Raw genomic sequence first — 21,258 nt, 5'->3', positions numbered from 1 at the left:
AAGAGTTATGGAAAAACGTATTCATTGGCAGCAGATAGACAGTGTCGTTGTACTGGGGTTAGGTCAGTCCGGTAGCTCCGTTGTGCGCTTCTTTGTCGGTGAAAACAGTCCCCTAAATGCCGAGTGCGATATTCGCGTCTTTGATAGTCGCGAACACCCACCCGGGCTGAATGACATTGTAGACCGTGTTGGTGCAGAGCAAGTAACAACGGGCGGCTGGCGACTCGAAGATCTATTAGCCGCGGACCTAATTGTGGTAAGCCCTGGGCTAGACGCGCGTGATGCTGATATCCAGATGGCGCGTGATGCGGGTGTTCCTGTCGTAGGCGACGTAGAGATTTTTGCGCAACTGAATCAACGTCCTGTCGTTGCAGTTACAGGTTCGAATGGTAAGTCAACGGTGACAACACTGGTTGAGCAAATGGGTCAATATCACGGCTACCGATGGGTCGCCGCTGGTAATATTGGCGTGCCGGTGCTCGACGCGTTGCAGCAAGACGCAGATGCTTACGTGTTAGAGTTGTCCAGTTTTCAACTGGAGACCACACGGAGTTTGAAATTGAACGCGGCAGCACTGCTTAATGTCAGTGCTGATCATCTTGATAGATATGACTCTGAGCAGTCTTATTTTGAAGCAAAACTGAATATTTTTAACCATGCATCGGTGAGCGTGCTTAATCGACAAGACCAACAACACTGGCCGAAGATTGTGCCAGATTCAGTTGTGACCGTGGGCGTCGATGAGAGCGTCAGTGACTATGGGCTCTTAAAAGATGACGCGGGCATCGCGATGACTCGTAACGGGAGCACTTTGGCACGAGCTGATCGGTTTGCTCTAGCGGGTACGCACAATTTAGTGAACATTCAAGCGGCACTCGCACTTGCAGAAACGCTTGGTCTCAGTCCAGATCAAGGCATTGCCGCTATTGCAGACTTCACCGGCTTACCGCATCGTTGCCAAGTCGTTTACGAGGCTCAGGGTGTGCGCTGGGTAGATGACTCGAAAGCGACCAATATCGGTGCTACCGAGGCGGCGATCAATGGCCTACGCCCGATGATTAATGGGCGGCTCATTCTTATCGCTGGCGGTGATGGTAAAGGAGCACAGTTTACGCAACTCCTACCGGTATTGAGTCAGGTGGATGTATTACTGACGATCGGGCGCGACGGTAAAAAAATTGCTGAATTAAGAAAAGGAGCGCGTTACTGCGAGCACTTGTCGGAGGCGGTAAAAACGGCGCAACAAATCGCTGAAGCAGAAGACTGGGTTGTTCTCTCTCCAGCCTGCGCTAGTCTCGATCAGTTTAAAAACTTTGTTGAACGCGGCAAGGTTTTTCAGGAGCACATAGTGAGGTTGTATGAGCGCAGCGCGTGAACAGCAGTTGCAACTCAATATAACCGAGCGCAGCAAGCACTTGGGCGTTGCTGCATGGGCTTGGTTGCGCCCTAATGCATCGCAATGCTTATATGATCGTACATTGTTCACGTTGGCAATCACGCTGTTGGTCTTTGGCTTTGTTATGGTTACCTCAGCTTCTTTGCCTACTGCCGATAAGTTAACTGGACAGCCGTTTTATTTTGCGATTCGTCATACCATTTATGTCACTGCAGGTCTGGTTGTGCTATTTGCAACGCTCGCCGTACCAACACAGTTGTGGCAAAAACACAGCGGGAAGTTGCTACTGATAGGGTTAGCATTGTTGCTGGCTGTTCTCGCGGTAGGGCATTCGGTAAATGGGGCACAACGTTGGATAAAAATTGGACCCATTACCATTCAGGTCGCTGAGCTGGCTAAATTATTCTTTTATATTTATATGGCGAGTTATCTCGATCGTCGAGAGGTCGAGTTACGTGAGGCGACAAAAGGCTTTATAAAGCCCATGGCGCTGTTGTTTTTAGCTGCAGTGTTGTTGCTCATGCAACCGGATTTCGGCACCGTTGCGGTGTTATCAGCAACCACTATTGCAATGCTGTTTTTAGCAGGGGCTAAACTGTGGCAGTTCTTCAGTGTCTTTATCACCTGTGTGCTGGCGCTTATATTGCTGATTGTCATCGAGCCTTATCGCATGCAACGCTTACTGACCTTTCTAGAGCCCGAAAAGGATCCGTTCGGAGCTGGTTATCAGCTTATGCAGTCTCTGATTGCATTCGGGCAGGGGCACCTATCAGGAGTGGGACTGGGAAACAGTATCCAGAAATTACAATACCTGCCAGAGGCGCACACTGACTTTATTATGTCCGTCGTAGCTGAAGAACTAGGGTTCCTGGGCGTGATGGCGGTTATCACGCTCGTGTTGATGGTTGTGGTTCGTGCACTAATTATTGGCCGTCGTTGTCTAATGGTACAAAAGCGCTACGGCGGGTATCTTGCTTATGGTATTGGTGTCTGGTTCAGCATCCAAGCCTTCGTTAATATCGGCGTGGCATCCGGTGCTTTGCCAACCAAAGGACTGACACTCCCGTTAGTCAGTTATGGTGGTACCAGCCTCTTAGTATCCTGTATGGCTGTCGGACTGCTACTTCGAATTGATCATGAACGCCGCATGACCGGACGCAAAGTGACCCCACGCGGAGGTGCCGAATGAGTCGTATTTTAATCGCGGCCGCGGGCACCGGTGGTCACGTTTTTCCTGCGCTTGCCGTTGCTGAGCAGTTGCGCAGTGAGGGTCACCAGGTCGAGTGGGTAGGTACGGAAGAACAGCGTATCGAAGCACAAGTTGTGCCCCAACACGGTTTTACATTGCATCGCATTTCGATGACAGGACTTCGCGGTCACGGCGTTAAGAGGCTCATTAGCATGCCTAAGACACTGTTTTCGGCTTGGCGCCAGACGCGTAAATTGTTTCGTCAGCTTCAACCCGACTTAGTGCTTACATTTGGCGGTTACGTATGTGCCCCTGTCGGTTGGGTGGCGCATGGTCTTGGTGTGCCACTGATAACCCATGAGCAAAACTCAGTTCCGGGCATGACGACACTGTTACTTGCTCGATGGGCGAATACGGTATTACTGGGATTGCCATTGGATAAGTCACGCTCGAAGAGTTTGCAGTTATTAAAGCGCGATCATGTGTATCGAGTGGGTAATCCGTTGCGACAAGATATTATTAAAGCGGCGCATCAAGCAGATCGTGAACAAGCAACGGCGTCAACGAATATATTGATCGTCGGCGGCAGCCTGGGTGCGCGTGTCTTTAATCAAACGTTGCCCGAGGCACTCGTGCAAGTTGACGCGTCCTTAAATGTGACACACCAGGTAGGGGCTGGAAATGCTGCGTCGGTTGAGGCGCATTATGGTGCACTCAATAATGAACACCATACGGTTGAGGTTGTCGAGTTTATTGATGATATGGCAAGTGCTTATGCGGCTGCCGATATCATTATTAGTCGCGCTGGTGCGCTTTCGGTATCTGAGATCTGTGGCATTGGTAGAGCCGCTATTTTTGTGCCGCTTCCACATGCCGTTGATGATCACCAGACCGCAAACGCCAAGGCCGTGACTGATGCGGGTGGAGCGCTTCTCATCGCGCAGGATGAGTTCACCGATGAAAACCTTGCAAAGTCCTTGCAAAGTCTATTGCAAGCACCTTCGCAACTATGGAAAATGGCGAGCTTTTCCCGCTCGGTCGGTGAGTTGCAAGCAACAGACCATATTGTCGACCTGTGCCTTCAGGTTTTGGCGGGCGAGACCCACCCTCAACCAGCAGTAGAGAGAGCGTTATGAGCCAAACGTCACAACAGCCTTTTACCATTGTTAACGTGCCTGAGATGCGTCGCGTCAAGCGTATCCACTTTATCGGTATTGGTGGCGCTGGTATGGCAGGTATCGCCGAAGTATTGCTGAATCAGGGTTATTGCGTTGTTGGCTCCGATGTTGCCGAAAATGCGAATACACAGCGCTTGGCTGCTATCGGTGCAGAGCTTTTTATCGGACACCGGGCCGTCAATGTTGAAGACGCCGATGTCGTAGTTGTAAGTAGTGCGATTAAACCGGACAATGTTGAGCTTGATGCTGCGCAACAGCAGCGTATCCCGATTGTACGCCGTGCTGAAATGCTGGCTGAATTGATGCGCTTTAGACATGGCATCGCCGTCGCTGGAACGCACGGTAAAACAACGACGACTTCGTTAGTTGCCAGTGTATTCGCGCAAGCCGAGCGTGATCCGACTTTCGTTATCGGTGGCTTACTTAACTCGGCGGGAAGTAATGCTCGCTTGGGTTCGAGCAAATACCTGATTGCCGAAGCAGATGAAAGTGACGCCTCGTTTTTGCACCTGCAACCGATGGTGGCGGTGGTCACCAATATCGAAGCTGATCACATGGATACATACGGTGGGGACTTTAGCCGTTTACTCGATACTTATGTCGATTTTCTGCACAATTTGCCGTTTTATGGCTTAGCAGTCATGTGTATCGATGACCCTGCGGTACGTGAGTTGATTCCCCGCGTCGGTCGCCAAGCGATCACCTATGGTTTTAGCGAGGACGCTGATGTGCGAGCAGTGGACTACCATCAGCATCAAGGACAAAGTCATTTTAAAGTACTACGCGATGGACATGCGCCATTAAATGTCTCACTGAATCTGCCTGGACGCCACAATGTTCTCAATGCATTAGCGGCTGTTGCGGTCGCTTCGGATGAGGGGATTGAAGATGATGCCATCCAGCGCGCATTAAATAAATTTGAGGGAATCGGACGAAGGTTCGAATACCATGGTGAGTGTCGAGTTTCCGGTTGGTCAACCGAGACACCGGATGGTGTGATGGTGGTCGATGATTATGGTCACCACCCGTCCGAGGTTGATGCGACTATTAAAGCGGCGCGTCAAGGCTGGCCTGATAAACGTCTGGTCATGGCTTTTCAGCCACATCGATATTCGCGTACGCGAGACCTGTATGAAGATTTTGTCAACGTACTATCGCAGGTTGATACGTTATTACTACTTGAAGTTTATGGCGCCGGAGAAACTCCTATTTCAGGTGCTGACAGCCGTTCGCTCTGTCGCTCTATTCGTCAGCGCGGTCAGCTCGATCCAATCTATGTTTCTGACACGGATGCATTGCTGGAAATTATTGGCGATGTTTTACAACCGGGAGACCTTCTCCTGACTCAAGGCGCAGGTAACGTTGGGCAGTTAGCTAAACGACTGACAAGCGAAGTATTTGATTGTCGAAAGGAGGCTCTATGAAGTCTTCCGACTTTGGTAAGGTAGCTGTGCTGATGGGCGGAAACTCTGCGGAACGAGAAGTTTCGTTGAAATCGGGTCATGCGGTACTGAATGCGTTAATTGCCCAGCAAATTGATGCGTTCGCCTTCGATCCGGCGGAGCGTCCAATTACTGATTTATTGAGTCTTGGTGTCGACCGTGCATTTATCGTTTTACACGGTCGTGGAGGCGAGGATGGCGCAATGCAAGGCGCGCTGCAATCGTTAAACGTACCTTATACCGGTAGCGCCGTTTTAGGTTGCGCATTGGCGATGGATAAAGTGCGTACAAAGCAAATCTGGCAGAGTTTGCACTTGCCTGTTGCTCCGTCAATCGTCATTCGCGTCGGCAGTGCCCAGTGGGATGCAGCACAAATATTGAAACAGCTGGGTGATAAGGTCATCGTCAAGCCTGCCTTAGAAGGCTCATCAATTGGTATGAGCGTTGCGTCCGAAGCCGGCGAGTTAGATGCGGCGATAAGAGAAGCATTGCGCTACCAGAGCGACGTACTGGTCGAACGTTGGATCAACGGGAAAGAATACACCGTAGCACTGTTAAATGATGAGGCATTACCCGTCATACGGTTACAAACGCCGCATCAGTTTTATGATTTTTCTGCCAAATATCAGGCAAACGATACCCAGTATCACTGCCCGGCCGGATTATCTGACGAAGATGAGGGGTATCTGCGTCACTTAGCTGTGTTGGCATTTTCAGCCATCGATGGTCGCGGTTGGGGACGCATTGATGCCATGCGTGATGACGAAGGTCAGTGGTTTTTACTAGAAGCCAATGCAGTTCCAGGAATGACCGAGAAAAGTTTAGTACCTATGGCTGCAAAACAATATGGTCTGTCATTTGAACAGTTAGTCTGGAATATTTTGGCACAGACGCTGGAGCAGTAAATGAGCCAACATGCCAAGCTACCCCCGCTAACGCAGTGGAACTTTTGGCTCGGGGTGGTGATTTGTGTGGTGACCATAGGGGGCTTTGTATTTGGCACCTGGTATTTGATGGATGTGCTAGAAGATGAGCAACAAGTACCGTTAGCGCGATTCAACGTACAAGGTCAATTGCAGCAAACGGACGTGGCGGCCATTAGAGAAGCTATATTAGCGCAGCCGCTAGGCAGTTTTTTTACGGCCGATGTGGACCAAATTAGAGCGCGCATTGAGGCGTTACCGTGGGTTAAGCAAGCCTCACTGCGCAAAGTGTGGCCCGATCGATTATCGGTCCATGTGACGGAGCAGACGCCGATCGCTCATTGGAATGGCGACCGGTTATTGAATGCAGAAGGGGATGTATTTAGTGCTGAGCTCGATACCCGCAAGCTACCACAAGCGCTGCCTCAATTGTTTGGGCCAGAGCGCGAGGTAGAGCAAACGCTTACGGCGTATCGTGATTTACAAGGGCTACTGTCGTTAAATGGTCTAAGCATCTCAGCATTACGACTAACGGATAGATTTTCTGTCAATGTCGTATTGACGTCGGGTATCGAGTTAAAACTAGGACGCGAAGCGACGGCAGAACGGATAAAGCGCTTTATTGATTTATTACCGAAGATTAAGTCGCATCCGAACAATGAAAAGGAACGCATAGAAGCCGTTGATTTACGGTATGATACAGGGGTTGCCGTGAGTTGGCAGCCAAAGGAAGCAGAAGAGAGTTAAACAACTATGTCGAAGACCACTGAACGACAAATGGTCGTTGGATTAGATATCGGAACTAGCAAGGTCACTGCCTTGGTAGGAGAGTTGTTGCCTGATGATGATATCAGTGTCATTGGCGTAGGCGTAACAACAGCGCGCGGTATGGATAAGGGTGGCGTTAACGATCTTAATTTGGTTGTGCAGTCGATTCAGCGTGCAGTGGATGAAGCTGAGTTGATGGCTGACTGTCGAATTGCTTCGGTATACCTTAATATTTCGGGTCGTCATATTTCATGCCAGAACGAAAGCGGTATGGTGCCGGTTAATGAGGCAGAAGTAACACAAGATGATGTGGACAATGTTATTCACGCGGCACAATCCGTACCGATTGCGAAAGAACGTCGAATACTACACGTGCTACCACAGGAGTACGTGATCGATTCGCAAGAGAGTATTCGTAGCCCCATCGGCATGTCGGGCGTTCGCATGGAATCAAAGGTTCATATCATCACCTGTGCCAATGATATGGCAAAGAATATCACTAAAGCGGTTGAACGCTGTGGCTTGCAGGTTGATAAGCTGATTTTTTCAGCGTTAGCGTCCAGCATTTCCGTGCTGACCGATGACGAAAAGGATCTGGGTGTCGCCTTAGTTGATATGGGCGGTGGTACCATTGACATTTGTATTTATGCTGGCGGTGTACTGCGTCATACCGCAGTCATTCCGGCGGCGGGCAACCAAGTAACGAGTGATATCGCGAAGATATTCCGTACGCCGACTAATCATGCCGAGCAAATAAAAACCGAGCACGCCTGTGCATTGCGCGGGTTGGTCAGTATGGAAGATACCATCGAAGTCCCCTCTGTCGGCGGGCGACCCGCTCGGATGATGTCTCGTCACACGTTGGCAGAGGTGGTCGAGCCGCGTTACCAAGAGTTGTTCGAGTTAGTTCGCGAAGAGATAGTGCAGAGTGGCCTGGATGAGCAAGTGGCCGCCGGCGTTGTGCTAACGGGCGGCAGTGCAAAGATGCAGGGTTGTATTGAGTTCGCAGAAGAGATTTTTCAGATGCCAGTGCGCATAGGTAAACCGCTCCATATAAAAGGTTTAAAAGATTACGTAGAGGATCCGGTTTATGCGACCGCGGTTGGACTGTTAAAGTACGGTCAAGAAGACGCGACGGCATCGCAACAAGAAAGCAGTAAAACTGACGTAATCGGTATGTGGCAAAAGCTGCAAAACTGGTTTAAAGGTGAGTTTTAATCGCTGGGGTAGCAAGTAAAAGCAGGTAGGGAGAAGAAAAATGTTTGAACTGATGGATAATTACGAAAGTGAAGCCGTCATCAAGGTTATTGGTGTCGGCGGTGGTGGCGGTAACGCCGTCCAGCATATGGTTAAAGAGTCAATCGAAGGTGTACAGTTCATCGCTGCAAACACCGATGCGCAAGCACTCCGAAACCATAGTGCCGATGTTACTATTCAGCTCGGCTCTGATATTACTAAGGGCTTGGGTGCAGGCGCGAATCCAGAAGTCGGGCGCCAGTCGGCGGAAGAAGACCGCGATAACATTCGTGCGCAACTTGAAGGCGCCGACATGGTCTTTATCGCTGCGGGCATGGGCGGCGGCACCGGTACGGGTGCGGCACCGGTGGTCGCTGAGGTAGCGAAAGAACTGGGCATTCTAACCGTGGCTGTGGTGACCAAGCCGTTCCCGTTCGAGGGTAAGAAGCGTATGGCGGTAGCCGAAGAGGGTATCAACGCCTTGGCACAGAGTGTCGATTCATTGATTACCATTCCTAACGAAAAGCTATTAAAAGTGATGGGGCGTGGTACCACCTTACTCGATGCGTTTAGCGCGGCTAACAATGTACTGCTAGGTGCCGTACAAGGTATTGCCGAACTCATTACTCGTCCGGGTCTGATTAACGTCGACTTTGCCGATGTGCGGGCGGTCATGAAAGAAATGGGTACGGCTATGATGGGCACAGGCGTAGCCAGTGGCGAAGACCGAGCGCAAGAAGCCGCTGAAATGGCTATCAATAGTCCATTGCTAGAAGATATCGACCTTTCCGGTGCGCGTGGCGTTCTCGTCAACGTGACTGCGGGCATGGATATGAGTATCGATGAGTTTGAAACGGTTGGTAATACCGTCAAGGCGTTTGCTTCTGATAATGCAACCGTCATTGTGGGAACCGTTATCGATACTGAGATGTCTGATGAATTACGTGTCACTGTTGTTGCGACCGGTATTGGTGCAGAGCGCAAGCCAGATATCTCCTTGGTCAATAACGCAGCACAAGCACCTAAGCGCGAACCGGCAGCAACTTATCGACGCGATTTAGATCGTAGCTCGGCAGCACCGCACTACGACGAGGAGCAAGAGCCTGCAGCTGAACACAAAGCAGAGCCAGCGCGCAAGCCAGCACCTAAGCAAAGCGCAGAAAAAGAGCTCGACTATTTGGATATCCCAGCGTTTTTGCGGAAGCAAGTGGATTAATGCGTAAAAATTAAGCAAAATTTGCGTCATACATGACATTTATCGTATAATGTCAGACCGCGTTTCGCGCAGCAGATTTGATTGGATAGGTGAATTCGATTAATGATTACACAACGTACACTTAAAAAAGCGATTTCAACCACAGGTGTGGGTCTACACCGCGGCAACAAAGTGAACTTAACTTTGCGCCCCGCGCCGGCCAACACAGGGTTGATATTCCGCCGTGTCGATTTAGACCCGGTGGTGGACATCCCAGCTCGCGCTGATTGGGTACGAGATACCCAGTTGTGTACGTGTTTAATCAACGAAGACAACGTTCGAGTGTCGACGGTTGAGCACTTGCTCGCCGCATTAGCGGGCGTTGGCATCGACAACTTGATTATCGAAGTTGATTCGCACGAGATCCCGATTATGGACGGAAGCTCTCACCCCTTTGTGTACCTGCTACAAAGCGCGGGCATTGAAGAGCAAGCGAGTGCGAAGAAATTTATTCGAATCAAACAGCCTATTCGTGTCGAAGACGATGGAAAGTGGGCGGAACTGCTACCCCATGATGGTTTCCGCATCGACTTTGCTATCGATTTCGACCACCCTGCGATCTCTGAAACCGGTCAGACGGTCTCGATGGATTTCAGTAGTTCGGCGTTTATCAAGGAAATAAGTCGTGCGCGTACGTTCGGCTTTATGAAAGACATCGAATACTTGCGTGCAAACAACCTGGCTTTAGGTGGAAGTTTTGATAACGCAGTGGTGTTAGACGAGTTTAGAGTCCTGAATACAGATGGTCTGCGTTACGACGATGAGTTCGTTAAACATAAAATGTTAGACGCGATTGGTGATTTGTACATGGGTGGCCATAGTATTTTAGGTCACTTGAGAGCGTATAAATCAGGCCATGCGTTAAATAATCAGTTACTACAAGCGTTGCTAGCACAGCAGTCAGCTTGGGAGTTCGTGACATTTGAAGATAAAGCGTCTGAAGCACCCATTAAATATTGGTCACCTTCACTCGCTTGATGTCGAGACATAGCCTGTGCGTATTTGAAAAGGTGCTTAGTGAAAACTATGCACCTTTTTTTATTCGTCTGGCGTTAATTTAGTGCTGTTAGCAATTTGTTCTGCGAGCTTAAGCAGCTGAGTCTTAAGGGGTTCACTGCTTTGCTCAGCGAGCCTTAACAACCGTTGCTGGCGGCTCATTTCGGGCGAGGTTGGGTCACGCCGCTGAGAGCGGTTGGAAGGATCAATATCGACGCTAAGTGAGTGAACGCTGGTGCCCGTCTCGCAAAAAGTCTTGATTAACCGGGGCGCTAATGAGCGCAACTGAGTCCCTGCTGATGCCGAGCGCGTGCGTACGATAATCTTGCCGTCGCGAATATTAAGCAAATCGCATTCAGCGGCAAGGTTTGCGGGCAGGCTACGTGCAAAGAGTAGTTGCCAATCACGGAGTTGAACGGCAAACTGTGCGTATTGGCTCAACGTGTTATGATCGCGTTGATTATCTAGCCACTGTTTGGTGGTCTTAGGTTTAGAGTTCATGTGCGCTTAGTCGTTGCTGTAAACCCATAATAAGAGAGTACTAATGAGTTTATCAGTCTTTTATAAAGGCTCCAAAATTCGTTTTAGTTTCCGGCTATCGCGGCGTCGATTTTTTTCTTATATCGGCTTAGCTGCGTTAGTGGGTGTCGCTTATTTCAAGCCTTGGAGTTATCAAGGTGTCGATCCGCGTGTGGCACAAGAGAAAATTAGCGAAGAGCAAAAAAACTTGGCGTTACAATCTAAGGCGGTCGCTGATCTGTATAGCGAGACTGAGAAACGTCTCGGCGCGATGACCGTTTATTTGGGCGAGTTGAGAGCGCACATGCGTCGTTTAGATGCGCTTGGTGAAAGGCTCGCGCAAAAGGCGAACCTAAATAACGGTGAGTTCAGTTTTGAATCCGGCATTCCTTTAGGGGGGCCAGAAACTGAGGCGGTCGCATTGCCCAAATCAAATAGCACAGAAGTTTTATCTGATATTGAGCAAATGCTGTCAAAAATTGCTGACAAGCAAAAACAACTCTCGTTACTTGAATCTGTGATGATGAATCACAATGTTAATAATGAAAGCTTCATTGCAGGTAGTCCTATCAGTAGTGGTTGGCTCTCATCGCAGTATGGTGTGCGTAAGGATCCGTTTAATGGCAAACCCGCGATGCACAAAGGTCTGGACTTTGCCAGTTATGACGAGGACGTAAAAGTCATCGCCACAGGTGCGGGCGTGGTGACTTGGGCCGGTGAACGTTGGGGCTATGGAAACTTAGTCGAAATTGACCACGGGGGTGGTTTGAAGACGCGTTATGGCCATAATGAGACGATCAATGTGCAGGTTGGAGATGTGGTCACCCGTGGACAAGTCATTGCCGAGATGGGCAACACAGGTCGTTCGACCGGACCTCACGTCCATTATGAAGTGCTCCGTAATGGAAAGCAGATAGACCCGAATCGTTTCGTATATCGTTCAGCGGATTAACGGTTCAGTTTGAATCATTAGATGCGGTGGCCTGCAGCTGCCGAATTTTTTAATTTTGAAAAAACAGGATAACTCGTTCTCATGCTAGGCAGTTTGTTCAGAAAAGTATTTGGGAGTCGTAACGACCGTATTTTAAAAACGCTTCAAAAACGCGTGAATCGAATTAATCAACTCGAACCAGAGTTCGAGGCGTTATCAGACGAACAACTAAAAGAAAAAACCACAGAGTTCAGAAAACGTCTTAACGAAGGTGCCAAATTAGATAGCCTTCTTGAGGAGGCATTCGCTACAGTTCGCGAAGCAAGCAAGCGTGTGTTTAAAATGCGCCACTTCGACGTGCAGATGGTGGGTGGTATGGTTCTCGATGAAAACCGTATCGCGGAAATGAAAACCGGTGAGGGTAAAACCCTAACGGCGACTTTGCCTGCGTATCTTAATGCATTGACGGGCAAAGGCGTTCATATCATTACGGTTAACGACTATCTCGCTAAGCGTGATGCTGAGTTTAACCGCCCATTGTTTGAGTTTTTAGGCATGTCAGTAGCTTTCAATATCCCCGGCATGCAGCCGCAAGATAAGAAGGCGGCTTACCAAGCTGATATCACCTATGGCACAAACAACGAGTTCGGTTTTGACTATTTACGTGACAACATGGCATTTTCGCCAGAGGAACGTGTACAACGCGAACTACATTATGCGCTAGTGGATGAGGTTGATTCGATCTTGATCGATGAAGCGCGGACTCCGTTAATTATTTCGGGTCCCGCAGAAGATAGCTCTGAGATGTATAAAAAAATGAATGAGCTCGTACCTTTGTTGGTGCGTCAAGAAAAGGAAGACACCGAAGAAGAACGTGGCGACGGTGACTTTACCATCGATGAAAAAGCAAAGCAGCTGCATCTCACTGAGAATGGCCAAGAGCATATTGAGTCATTACTGAAAGAGCGTGGCATGTTGGGCGAGGACGACTCGCTGTATTCAGCCGCTAATATTACTTTACTGCATCACATTAATGCTGCGTTGAGAGCGCACCATTTATTTAGCCGCGATGTTGACTATATCGTTAAAGACGGAAAAATCATCATCGTTGACGAACACACTGGGCGTACGATGGAAGGCCGTCGTTGGTCGGAAGGTTTGCACCAAGCGATGGAAGCCAAAGAAGGCGTTGAAATCCAAAATGAAAACCAAACCTTGGCATCGATTACCTTCCAGAATTATTTCCGATTGTACGACAAGCTTGCCGGTATGACCGGTACAGCGGATACCGAAGCGTTCGAGTTCCAGTCGATTTATGGCTTAGAAACGGTCGTAATTCCGACCAACCGTCCGATGGTACGCGATGATCGTGCCGACTTGATATATCTAACGACTCGCGAAAAATACGAAGCCATCGCTGAGGATATAGAAGAGTGTCGAAAACAAGGCCGTCCCGTCTTGGTTGGTACCGTCTCTATAGAAAACTCAGAATTGCTTTCGAGCTTGCTGAAGAAGAAAAAGATCCCTCATGCGGTGCTTAATGCGAAGTTTCACCAACAAGAAGCTGACATTGTTGCCCAAGCGGGTCGTCCCGGCGCGGTAACCATCGCCACCAACATGGCGGGTCGTGGTACGGATATCGTATTAGGCGGCAACTGGAAATCAGATGTTGAGAAGCTGGAAGAGCCGGACAACGATAAGATTGAGAAAATCAAACAAGAATGGCAAGTGCTTCATGACAAAGTCATAGAAGCGGGCGGCTTACATATCATCGGTACTGAGCGCCATGAGTCACGCCGTATTGATAACCAGCTACGGGGTCGTTCAGGTCGCCAGGGTGACCCGGGTTCATCGCGTTTTTACCTCTCTTTAGAAGATCCATTGATGCGGATTTTCGCCTCAGAACGTATGGCGACTATGATGAAGCGCCTTGGAATGAAAGAGGGTGAAGCGATTGAGCACCCATGGGTGACTCGTGCAATTGAAAACGCTCAGCGCAAAGTCGAAGGTCGAAACTTTGATGTGCGTAAACAGTTGCTTGAATATGATGATGTTGCGAATGACCAGCGCCGTGTGGTGTATGAACAGCGTAACGAATTACTCGATGAAGGCGATATTTCAGCGACGATTGATGTAATACGTGAAGACGTTGTTAACGCGGTAATTGATGAATACGTACCGCCGCAGTCGCTTGCTGAGCTGTGGGATCTGCCAAGTTTGGAAGAGCGTCTTCGTGCCGACTTTGATATCGAAGTTGAATTGCAAAAGTCGCTTGATGAGGATGAGCACTTCCACGAGGAAGTATTGCGCGAGCGTGTTTTAAATGCGCTAGTCGATGCCTACAAAGAAAAAGAAGCGCTTGTGGGTGCAGAAGTTCTGCGCCGCTTTGAAAAGTCGGTGATGCTACAAAGCCTTGACCAACATTGGAAAGAGCACTTAGCAGCGATGGATCACCTGCGCCAAGGTATTCACTTACGTGGTTACGCGCAGAAGAACCCGAAACAAGAGTACAAGCGTGAGGCATTTGAATTATTCAGTGAAATGCTGGAAAACTTAAAACTTGATGTTGTCACGTTATTGAGCCGCGTCCGTGTGCGCGCGCCTGAAGATGTTGATGCGGTTGATCAGCAACGTAAGGCAGCAGACAGCGCACCGCGAGAGTTCAAGCATGAGCAAGCGAGTGCTACTGCATCAGCCGATACCAATGCAGAATCGGGCGATCAGCAACAACCGGCTCAACGCGGAACGAAAGTGGGCCGAAATGAGCCGTGTCCTTGTGGCTCGGGTAAAAAATATAAACATTGCCACGGTAAACTCTAATTATGTCTGATAGTACGACGCCCACAGTTCACGTAGCTGTGGGCGTAATTAAAAATGAGCAAGGTGAGATATTTATCGCCAAACGACTGAACCATCAGCACCAAGGCGGTAAATGGGAATTTCCTGGTGGAAAAGTCGAGCAGGGTGAGTCGGTCACCGAAGCACTCATTCGCGAACTAAAAGAAGAGTGCAATATCGCAGTGACGGACTGTGCACCACTCACGGTCGTCGAACACCAGTACCGTGATAAGCGCGTATTACTTGATGTGTGGTGGGTGCTGTCATATACCGGGACTGCACGCCAGATGGAAGGGCAAGAATTTGTTTGGGCTGATATCGCTCAGCTCGATGCTTATCAGTTTCCTGATGCGAATCAACCCATCGTCGACTGCCTTATGGACGCACAATCCCATTAATAATCATCGTTGGCTGACTGCTCGGGTATTTGAGCCGGCTCGCCAGGAATAGCTTTCTCTTCATTTGCCCACTCTCCTAGGTCGATAAGCTTACAGCGCTCGCTACAAAAAGGACGGTAGGCGGCCTTTTCTGACCATTGAACTGTATCGCCGCAAGTTGGGCAATCGACGTGCGTTGGCATACGCTGTTCCTCTTGTTTACTGCTCATAACATCGAGCAAGTTGAATATCTAAGTCGTGCTGATACGCGTTACTCTGACCACTGTTTAATGTCATCAAGCGTATTGTAAAGCGTTGACGGTGACCAGACACAACGGGATAAATCGCGTCATCGGCGGCTATTTTCATGCGTAGAATAGCTAATGGGTCGGCACTTTCCTGCCAAAAACCTTTTTTTGCTCGAACGGTTTCGAAAGGGGCACGCTCTCTCAATAAACCCAGTAGCTGCGACAGTGCGTGTTGAAAACCGGCAAGTTGAGTGCGCCAATGTTCTTGGTGTTCAATTTGACTCGCTGGGCTCTGACTCAGCCATGTTTGTAACTGCGGGAGATCAAACAGTGCTTGATATCCAGGTTGGGAAAATCGCTGTCTCATGCTTGATAAAAACGCATCTTCTTTCAAGGCTTTGACAGATTGAGCCGCAGTGCCAAGTTGTTCTTGAGCCTCTCCAAGCCGGTGTAAGAGCAGTGCGACCATCTCTTTATCGACTTGTGGGTGCTTCGACCACTGTTGCACGAATTGTTTCTGTGTGTCGAGATCACGGTTCAGTTCGGTTTTAAGATCAAAGCGTTCAAATAGTTCGAGCAAGCCAAATAGGGTATTAAAAAATGGTAGCGCTTGTTGTTCAGAGCCATCAAGAGGCATTTTGATTTGTAAAAAACCTTGTTCAAGCCTCAAGTAGGTACGAAACCGTTCTTGCAAAGGGTATTCATAAATCACGTATGGCACTGATTCCGACATGGGGCTCTCATCCTATTAATCCGACCGCCCATGATAATGATTTCGTCGCGGGGTGCAAACAGATTCATTTTTGTGAAGCCAATTCGAGATAGTGTGCGTGCAATTTATCCAACTGATGGTATAAAGCCCGCAGGTCGTCTTCATTGCTAACAATGTCATCGGCTTTGCTAAGGCGTGTCGCGCGATCAATTTGCGACGCAATGATCGCAGCGACTTGTTCTTCGCTGGCCTGATCGCGCTTTTGCGTTCGCGCTAACTGAGTTTGCTCATCGACATCGATAACCAGCACGCGATCACATAATTCATCTAAGCCATTTTCTAGCAGCAATGGCGCAACTAATACAACATAAGCAGATTGTGCCTGCTCAAGCTGAGCCAGGATTTGTTGACGAATGAGCGGATGCAGTAACTGATTAATCCATGCTTTTTCGTCCGGGTTATCGAACACGCGTTGGCGCAATTGACTACGGATAAGGGCACCCGATTCATCGATGACTTCTGGCCCGAAATGCGCCTTTATTTCCTTCAGACCTTCGGTTCCGGGCGCAACCACTTCTCGTGCAATGACATCCGCATCGACGATGGCAATACCTTGCTCCGCAATATAGTCGGAAGCTGCGCTTTTTCCGCTACCGATGCCGCCCGTTAGACCTAAAATAAAACGACTCATTACATGACTCCAAGCCATTGCCAATAGGATTGAAGCAGCGTCTCTCCCCACAGATAACTGATTACCCCCCCGATAGCCAAAAAAGGACCAAAAGGAATGGGTACCGATTGCTTATGTTTAATCGCCACAGCCAGACCAATCAAAATACCAGCTACGGCGCTAAAAATGACGGTGACAGGGAGTAGGGTAACACCTGTGAAGGCACTGAGTGCGGCTAATAGCTTAAAGTCGCCGTAACCCATCCCTTCTTTGCCAGTGAGTAGTTTAAATACCCAATAAAGGCTCCAAAGACTTAGATACCCAACCACGGCACCGATGATGGCCTGGCTTGGTGTTACAGTACTAAGTGGGCTGATAGACCAAAGTAGAGCCAACCATAACAGCGGGTAGGTGAGGTTATCCGGTAATAGTTGATGCTGGTAGTCAATCACTGTCATGGCAATCAGTAAGCTGAGAGCCGTGCCGAATACCCAGAAGCTAATCGTTAAACCGAACTGCCAACTGAGCGCGAGAAAAATAAGCGTCGTTGCGACTTCAACTAACCAGTAATAAATTGGAATTGGTGTATTGCAATGACGACACTGGGCGCGCAACACCAAATAACTCAAAATCGGAATGTTGTCATACCACGCCACCGAATGCTGACATTTAGGACAGTGGGAGCCGGGGACCGCAATATTAAACTGTGTTTTCTCGCGTACAGGCTCGCCGGCAAGTTCAGCACATTCATACTTCCACTGTAATTGCAGTTGCTTTGGCAGGCGCGCGATGACTACGTTCAAAAAGCTCCCGACTGACGCGCCGAGTAACCCCGCGATGAGGAGCGCTTGCCAAGAAGTAGCCGCTAATAATACATCCATTTTATGAGTCCTAAGCTAATTGTTGTGTCAGCGAAAAAATCGGTAAATACATCGCCAACAACATAAATCCTATAATGCCCGTTAGTATGATCATCAGTAAAGGGTTTAGCCACACCCTCAACTGCTCACAATAACGTTCGATACGCTGGCTAAAGTCCTGGCTTAAACGTTCTACAGCGTGATCGACGCGACCAATATGTTCTGCTGTTTGCAGGTACGCCTGGATCGTTGGATCGTTAATTTGTACCGTGCTAAAAGATCGAGACCAACTGTTACCTTGATTAAGTGCTTGTGCAATATTCAGTAATTTACTTTGCATGGGCAGCCACGTTGAGTGACTCGCAACCATTTGCGTAGCGTTGACCGCAGACATACCACTTTGCATCCCTAAGGCAAGGTATTCGAAGGTTGACTGATACACGCTTAGGCGCTTCAGTTTACCCCAAATCGGTAAACGCTGCATTACTGCCTGAACGCGTTGTTTCTGTAACCGATAAAGCACCGTAAAACTCAGTAGTAAAATACCTGTTATGGCGAGTATGTTAGTGGCAGATTGACGCAACCAAGTAACACATGTAATTAAATACTGGGTTAATGCAGGGAGCGGCTGGCTGTCGAATAGTTGTTGGATGGTGGGTAGTACCCAGGTGACAAACACCGTAATAATAATGAGTGCCATAAAAAGTAGTGCCACTGGATAGCGTAAGGCATTCTTGACCAACGCGCTGATATGCCGTTGTCGTTTCCAACTAGCCACTAGGCTTTGCATGACCAGAGGTAGTTGCCCGGTTTGTTCTGCAACCGCGATACCCGCCTGAGCTGCTTTTAACGCTCGACGCTTCTCAATGCTCAATGCCTCGGCCAGGCTGATTCCTGCCTGTACGCTGTGCTGCAGGTACTGATAATGTCTTTTGAGTGCTGGTTGATGCGTTTGTTTGGCGACAACCCCCAGTGCTAACGCGAGCGGCAACCCGCCCGTTATCAGCTGTTCTAGACGATTGAGCGCGAGATACCATTGAGTCGTTGAAAATTGATTATAACGTCGAAAAACGTTCATCTTCGTGACTCCGATAACTTGCCTGAATGAGTGCCTGTAAACTCGGTAACTGATAGTGTTTTAGAATAGTATCGCGATGCGTTTGCGCCAATGACTCGCTATAGCCGCGCAGACGCTCAGGCCACGGCAGTAACTCAAATATGACTTTAACACCGCCTTGCGCCTGCGCGAGCAGTCGCTGGCTTATTAACAGTCTTAATGCGGCGGTCACATCGGTTTGTTGCGCACCTAACTGAACTAAACGACGAATCACATCAATTGCAGTATCGGCATGTATTGAAGCAATGACTAAATGACCAGTTAGCGCTGCTTGTACAGCGATTTTAGCGGTTTCTGCATCGCGGATCTCACCGATCATGATGACGTCAGGATCTTGTCTCAAAAAGGCACGCAAAACCTTTGCAAAACTTAAATTGCGTTGTGAGTGTACCTGCGTTTGCAAAATTCCATCGAGCTCAACTTCAATCGGATCTTCGACACTACATACCCGAAGCCCTGACTCACTTAGCTGTTTAATAATACTGTACATGGTAGTGCTTTTGCCGCTACCTGTCGGGCCAGATACGAGGATGAGTCCTATCGCAGAGGAGAGTTGCTTAATTAAATGATGAAACTGTCTATCGGTGAATCCAAGTTGGTGCAGCGAGGGCAGTTGTTCAGCACTGTATAAACACCGTATAACAAGACTTTCGCCACGATTACCGGGGCATGAGTTGAGGCGAAACCGGGCGCTTAAATCGGGTAACTCCAAGTCAATGCGTCCGTCTTGAGGTTGTTTGCTCTCCGTGACATCCACCTCTGCCATTACTTTTAGCTGAGCAACCAATGTATCGACATCGTGCTGTGATAAACGCCGTTGCTCAATTAGTCGACCTTGAATACGCAGGCGAATGCGGCCACCTTCGCGGAGCGACTCAATATGAATGTCCGAGGCGTTAAGACGGCGTGCATTAGCAAGCACGCTCTGAGCGTTAACCGCTGATAGATGAACAGTAGATTGGGTGCGTGCATAGACGCACAGGATGGACTTGGCGTTCATCGCTTTTAAACGAAATGTAATCGTATCGCGTTGCGGCCACGCATCGCGAGTGAGTATCAGAATTAGACCGTGCTGAGTATCAATAAGTTCGGTCAAGGAGCCTTCCGGAAGCCCTAGTTGGCTTATAAGTCGTTGGCAGGTTGATGAGTTAGCAGGTAGTTCAGTGTGCCAATAGGAACCGATATGATGTGCAACAATCATTGCGCGACTCCTTCCACGCATTGGGTTGCAAGGGGGTGGCCCGAGTCGTAGTCCGAGCAACCAAGACGCCAATCAAATACCAAGCCACGAGTATCCGGCGATAAACTCAGTTTAAGCGGTGCTTGATCAACGACAACATCAGCCAAGGTTAGCTGAATGATGCCGCTTGAGGTGACTTCAAGCGACGTTAGCGCCTTAGGTAAAGGATCGGGGATTGGGGGAATACCGCGCTGCCCAGGTCGTGAACAACGGCTCATGTCACTTTCAGTTTGCCAGCACAGTGCCATGGCAAGCTGTAAGCTTTGGGTATGATTTAATGCGGCAGTGACGCGAGCTTGCTGGACATAACGCTGATATGCAGGCACCGCGAGCGATGAGAGAATAGCAATAATGGCAACAACGACCATTAACTCTATAAGACTAAAGGCGGACGAGTACTTTTTCATAATGGCTTTTGCGTAAAGCCAAAACTATGGTATCGCCCGCGCCGTTTGGCAAACGGATTAGTTTGTGCGAGGTTGCCCTATCCGCATCGACAAGTCGATAGCTGTGACGTGTTTAGTCAAGGCACCGCTGGAGATAAAATCGACGCCTGTTGCGCCGAGTGCTTGCAACGCTTCATCAGTAATATTGCCAGACACTTCTAACTTGAGTGGTGAACCTGCGGCTTTGTTTTGTGCCACAGCCGCTTCGATATCGCTGATAGTAAAATTATCTAACATGACAATATCGGCACCGGCATCCAGTGCATGTTTAAACTCCGCCAAGGATTCGACTTCGACTTCGACGGGCTTGCCTGGGTTTAATTCACGCGCCGTTTTGACGGCAGGCACAATACCACCACACGCGGCGATATGGTTTTCCTTTATCAGATAGGCATCAAATAAACCGATGCGATGATTAGTACCGCCGCCACAGCGAACCGCATACTTTTGCGCCATACGAAGACCCGGAATTGTTTTGCGTGTGTCGAGTAAACGCGTATTGAACCCTGCCAATTTACTGACATAAAAAGCCGTTTGTGAGGCTGTCGCTGACAGTGTTTGCAAAAAGTTAAGTGCACAACGTTCGCCTGTTAGTAAGCTGCGGCTGTTGCCTGATAAGTGGCACAAGGTTGTGTTAGCTTGCACCTTGTCGCCGTCGGTGACACACCACTCGATAGCCACATCGGCATCCACCTGACGAAACACCTCTTCGACCCAAGCAGTGCCGCAAACCACCATATCTTCACGGGTGATGATAGTCGCTTCGCTTACATGGTGAGCCGGAATCAACTGTGCCGTAATATCCAGTGTGGGATCCGCCGCTGACAAATCTTCTTCTAAACTATGAGTGACTTGCGACGCAATAGCATGGCGTTCGGCTTCGGTGAGCTGCATGGGATACTTTACCTTTTGACTGA

Annotated in this window: 21 protein-coding genes; 12 read left to right on the top strand and 9 right to left on the bottom strand. The window is 49.1% G+C overall.

Going from position 1 to position 21,258, the window contains the following annotated elements; all coding sequences use genetic code 11:
- Positions 1–7: 7 nt before the first annotated feature.
- The 9 genes from murD (at position 8) to lpxC (ending at position 10,365) form a co-directional block, all read left to right on the top strand.
- A complete protein-coding gene (murD, locus tag AC3AP5_RS10080) occupies positions 8–1,375 on the top strand; it encodes a UDP-N-acetylmuramoyl-L-alanine--D-glutamate ligase (RefSeq protein ID WP_287831040.1) in 1,368 nt (455 codons plus the stop codon).
- Positions 1,359–2,585, top strand: coding sequence for a putative lipid II flippase FtsW (ftsW, locus tag AC3AP5_RS10075; protein WP_006956771.1), 1,227 nt, complete (start codon positions 1,359–1,361; stop codon positions 2,583–2,585). The genes murD and ftsW overlap by 17 nt, the downstream gene beginning before the upstream one ends.
- A complete protein-coding gene (gene murG, locus AC3AP5_RS10070; RefSeq protein ID WP_487326652.1) occupies positions 2,582–3,721 on the top strand; it encodes an undecaprenyldiphospho-muramoylpentapeptide beta-N-acetylglucosaminyltransferase in 1,140 nt (379 codons plus the stop codon). Before ftsW ends, murG begins: the two co-directional genes overlap by 4 nt.
- On the top strand, positions 3,718–5,187 hold the full coding sequence (gene murC, locus AC3AP5_RS10065; protein ID WP_272977432.1) for a UDP-N-acetylmuramate--L-alanine ligase: 1,470 nt from the start codon (positions 3,718–3,720) through the stop codon (positions 5,185–5,187). The genes murG and murC overlap by 4 nt, the downstream gene beginning before the upstream one ends.
- Positions 5,184–6,110 carry a D-alanine--D-alanine ligase gene (locus AC3AP5_RS10060; protein ID WP_272977433.1) on the top strand — a complete coding sequence of 309 codons (927 nt, stop codon included), beginning with the start codon at positions 5,184–5,186 and terminating at the stop codon, positions 6,108–6,110. Before murC ends, AC3AP5_RS10060 begins: the two co-directional genes overlap by 4 nt.
- Positions 6,111–6,875 carry a cell division protein FtsQ/DivIB gene (locus AC3AP5_RS10055; RefSeq protein WP_287831404.1) on the top strand — a complete coding sequence of 255 codons (765 nt, stop codon included), beginning with the start codon at positions 6,111–6,113 and terminating at the stop codon, positions 6,873–6,875.
- 6 nt (positions 6,876–6,881) lie between these two features.
- Positions 6,882–8,114 carry a cell division protein FtsA gene (gene ftsA, locus AC3AP5_RS10050; protein WP_006956766.1) on the top strand — a complete coding sequence of 411 codons (1,233 nt, stop codon included), beginning with the start codon at positions 6,882–6,884 and terminating at the stop codon, positions 8,112–8,114.
- 40 nt (positions 8,115–8,154) lie between these two features.
- Entirely contained in the window at positions 8,155–9,348 is a 1,194-nt protein-coding gene (gene ftsZ, locus AC3AP5_RS10045; protein ID WP_286681498.1) for a cell division protein FtsZ, read from the top strand.
- A 102-nt stretch (positions 9,349–9,450) separates the two neighbouring features.
- Entirely contained in the window at positions 9,451–10,365 is a 915-nt protein-coding gene (gene lpxC / locus AC3AP5_RS10040) for a UDP-3-O-acyl-N-acetylglucosamine deacetylase (RefSeq protein ID WP_006956764.1), read from the top strand.
- A 60-nt stretch (positions 10,366–10,425) separates the two neighbouring features.
- Here lpxC and AC3AP5_RS10035 read toward each other — a convergent pair whose 3' ends face one another.
- Positions 10,426–10,884 (bottom strand): DciA family protein, encoded by a 459-nt coding sequence (locus tag AC3AP5_RS10035; RefSeq protein WP_272977436.1) that lies wholly within the window; start codon positions 10,882–10,884, stop codon positions 10,426–10,428.
- A gap of 43 nt (positions 10,885–10,927) precedes the next feature.
- On the opposite strand from AC3AP5_RS10035, the gene AC3AP5_RS10030 reads away from it, so the two are divergent.
- From AC3AP5_RS10030 to mutT, 3 genes are all read left to right on the top strand, one after another.
- Positions 10,928–11,854, top strand: a complete 927-nt coding sequence (locus tag AC3AP5_RS10030; RefSeq protein ID WP_287831676.1) for a M23 family metallopeptidase — start codon at positions 10,928–10,930, stop codon at positions 11,852–11,854.
- An 81-nt stretch (positions 11,855–11,935) separates the two neighbouring features.
- On the top strand, positions 11,936–14,653 hold the full coding sequence (gene secA / locus AC3AP5_RS10025; RefSeq protein ID WP_348671337.1) for a preprotein translocase subunit SecA: 2,718 nt from the start codon (positions 11,936–11,938) through the stop codon (positions 14,651–14,653).
- Positions 14,654–14,655: 2 nt separating this feature from the next.
- Positions 14,656–15,069, top strand: coding sequence for an 8-oxo-dGTP diphosphatase MutT (gene mutT, locus AC3AP5_RS10020; protein ID WP_006956760.1), 414 nt, complete (start codon positions 14,656–14,658; stop codon positions 15,067–15,069).
- Here the strand turns inward: mutT and yacG are convergent.
- From yacG to nadC, 8 genes are all read right to left on the bottom strand, one after another.
- Positions 15,066–15,251 (bottom strand): DNA gyrase inhibitor YacG, encoded by a 186-nt coding sequence (gene yacG / locus AC3AP5_RS10015; RefSeq protein ID WP_040488200.1) that lies wholly within the window; start codon positions 15,249–15,251, stop codon positions 15,066–15,068. The genes mutT and yacG overlap by 4 nt on opposite strands.
- Before the next feature lie 16 nt (positions 15,252–15,267).
- Entirely contained in the window at positions 15,268–16,029 is a 762-nt protein-coding gene (zapD, locus tag AC3AP5_RS10010; RefSeq protein WP_487326651.1) for a cell division protein ZapD, read from the bottom strand.
- A 64-nt stretch (positions 16,030–16,093) separates the two neighbouring features.
- Complete coding sequence (gene coaE / locus AC3AP5_RS10005) at positions 16,094–16,699, bottom strand: dephospho-CoA kinase (RefSeq protein ID WP_006956756.1); 606 nt, start codon at positions 16,697–16,699, stop codon at positions 16,094–16,096.
- Entirely contained in the window at positions 16,699–17,559 is an 861-nt protein-coding gene (locus AC3AP5_RS10000) for a prepilin peptidase (protein WP_272978344.1), read from the bottom strand. The genes coaE and AC3AP5_RS10000 overlap by 1 nt, the downstream gene beginning before the upstream one ends.
- Positions 17,560–17,569: 10 nt before the next feature.
- On the bottom strand, positions 17,570–18,616 hold the full coding sequence (locus AC3AP5_RS09995; protein WP_272978343.1) for a type II secretion system F family protein: 1,047 nt from the start codon (positions 18,614–18,616) through the stop codon (positions 17,570–17,572).
- The gene (locus AC3AP5_RS09990; RefSeq protein WP_487326650.1) at positions 18,594–19,856 is read right to left on the bottom strand and encodes a GspE/PulE family protein; all 1,263 of its coding nucleotides are present in this window, start codon (positions 19,854–19,856) and stop codon (positions 18,594–18,596) included. Before AC3AP5_RS09990 ends, AC3AP5_RS09995 begins: the two co-directional genes overlap by 23 nt.
- Positions 19,853–20,302, bottom strand: a complete 450-nt coding sequence (locus tag AC3AP5_RS09985; RefSeq protein ID WP_272978340.1) for a pilin — start codon at positions 20,300–20,302, stop codon at positions 19,853–19,855. Before AC3AP5_RS09985 ends, AC3AP5_RS09990 begins: the two co-directional genes overlap by 4 nt.
- Before the next feature lie 57 nt (positions 20,303–20,359).
- Positions 20,360–21,235, bottom strand: coding sequence for a carboxylating nicotinate-nucleotide diphosphorylase (gene nadC, locus AC3AP5_RS09980; RefSeq protein ID WP_487326649.1), 876 nt, complete (start codon positions 21,233–21,235; stop codon positions 20,360–20,362).
- Between the last annotated feature and the right edge of the window lie 23 nt (positions 21,236–21,258).

The organism is Idiomarina sp. D18 (assembly GCF_057748155.1).
Note: the sequence above shows the minus strand (reverse complement) of the source record. Positions and strands in the feature narration are given on the sequence as shown.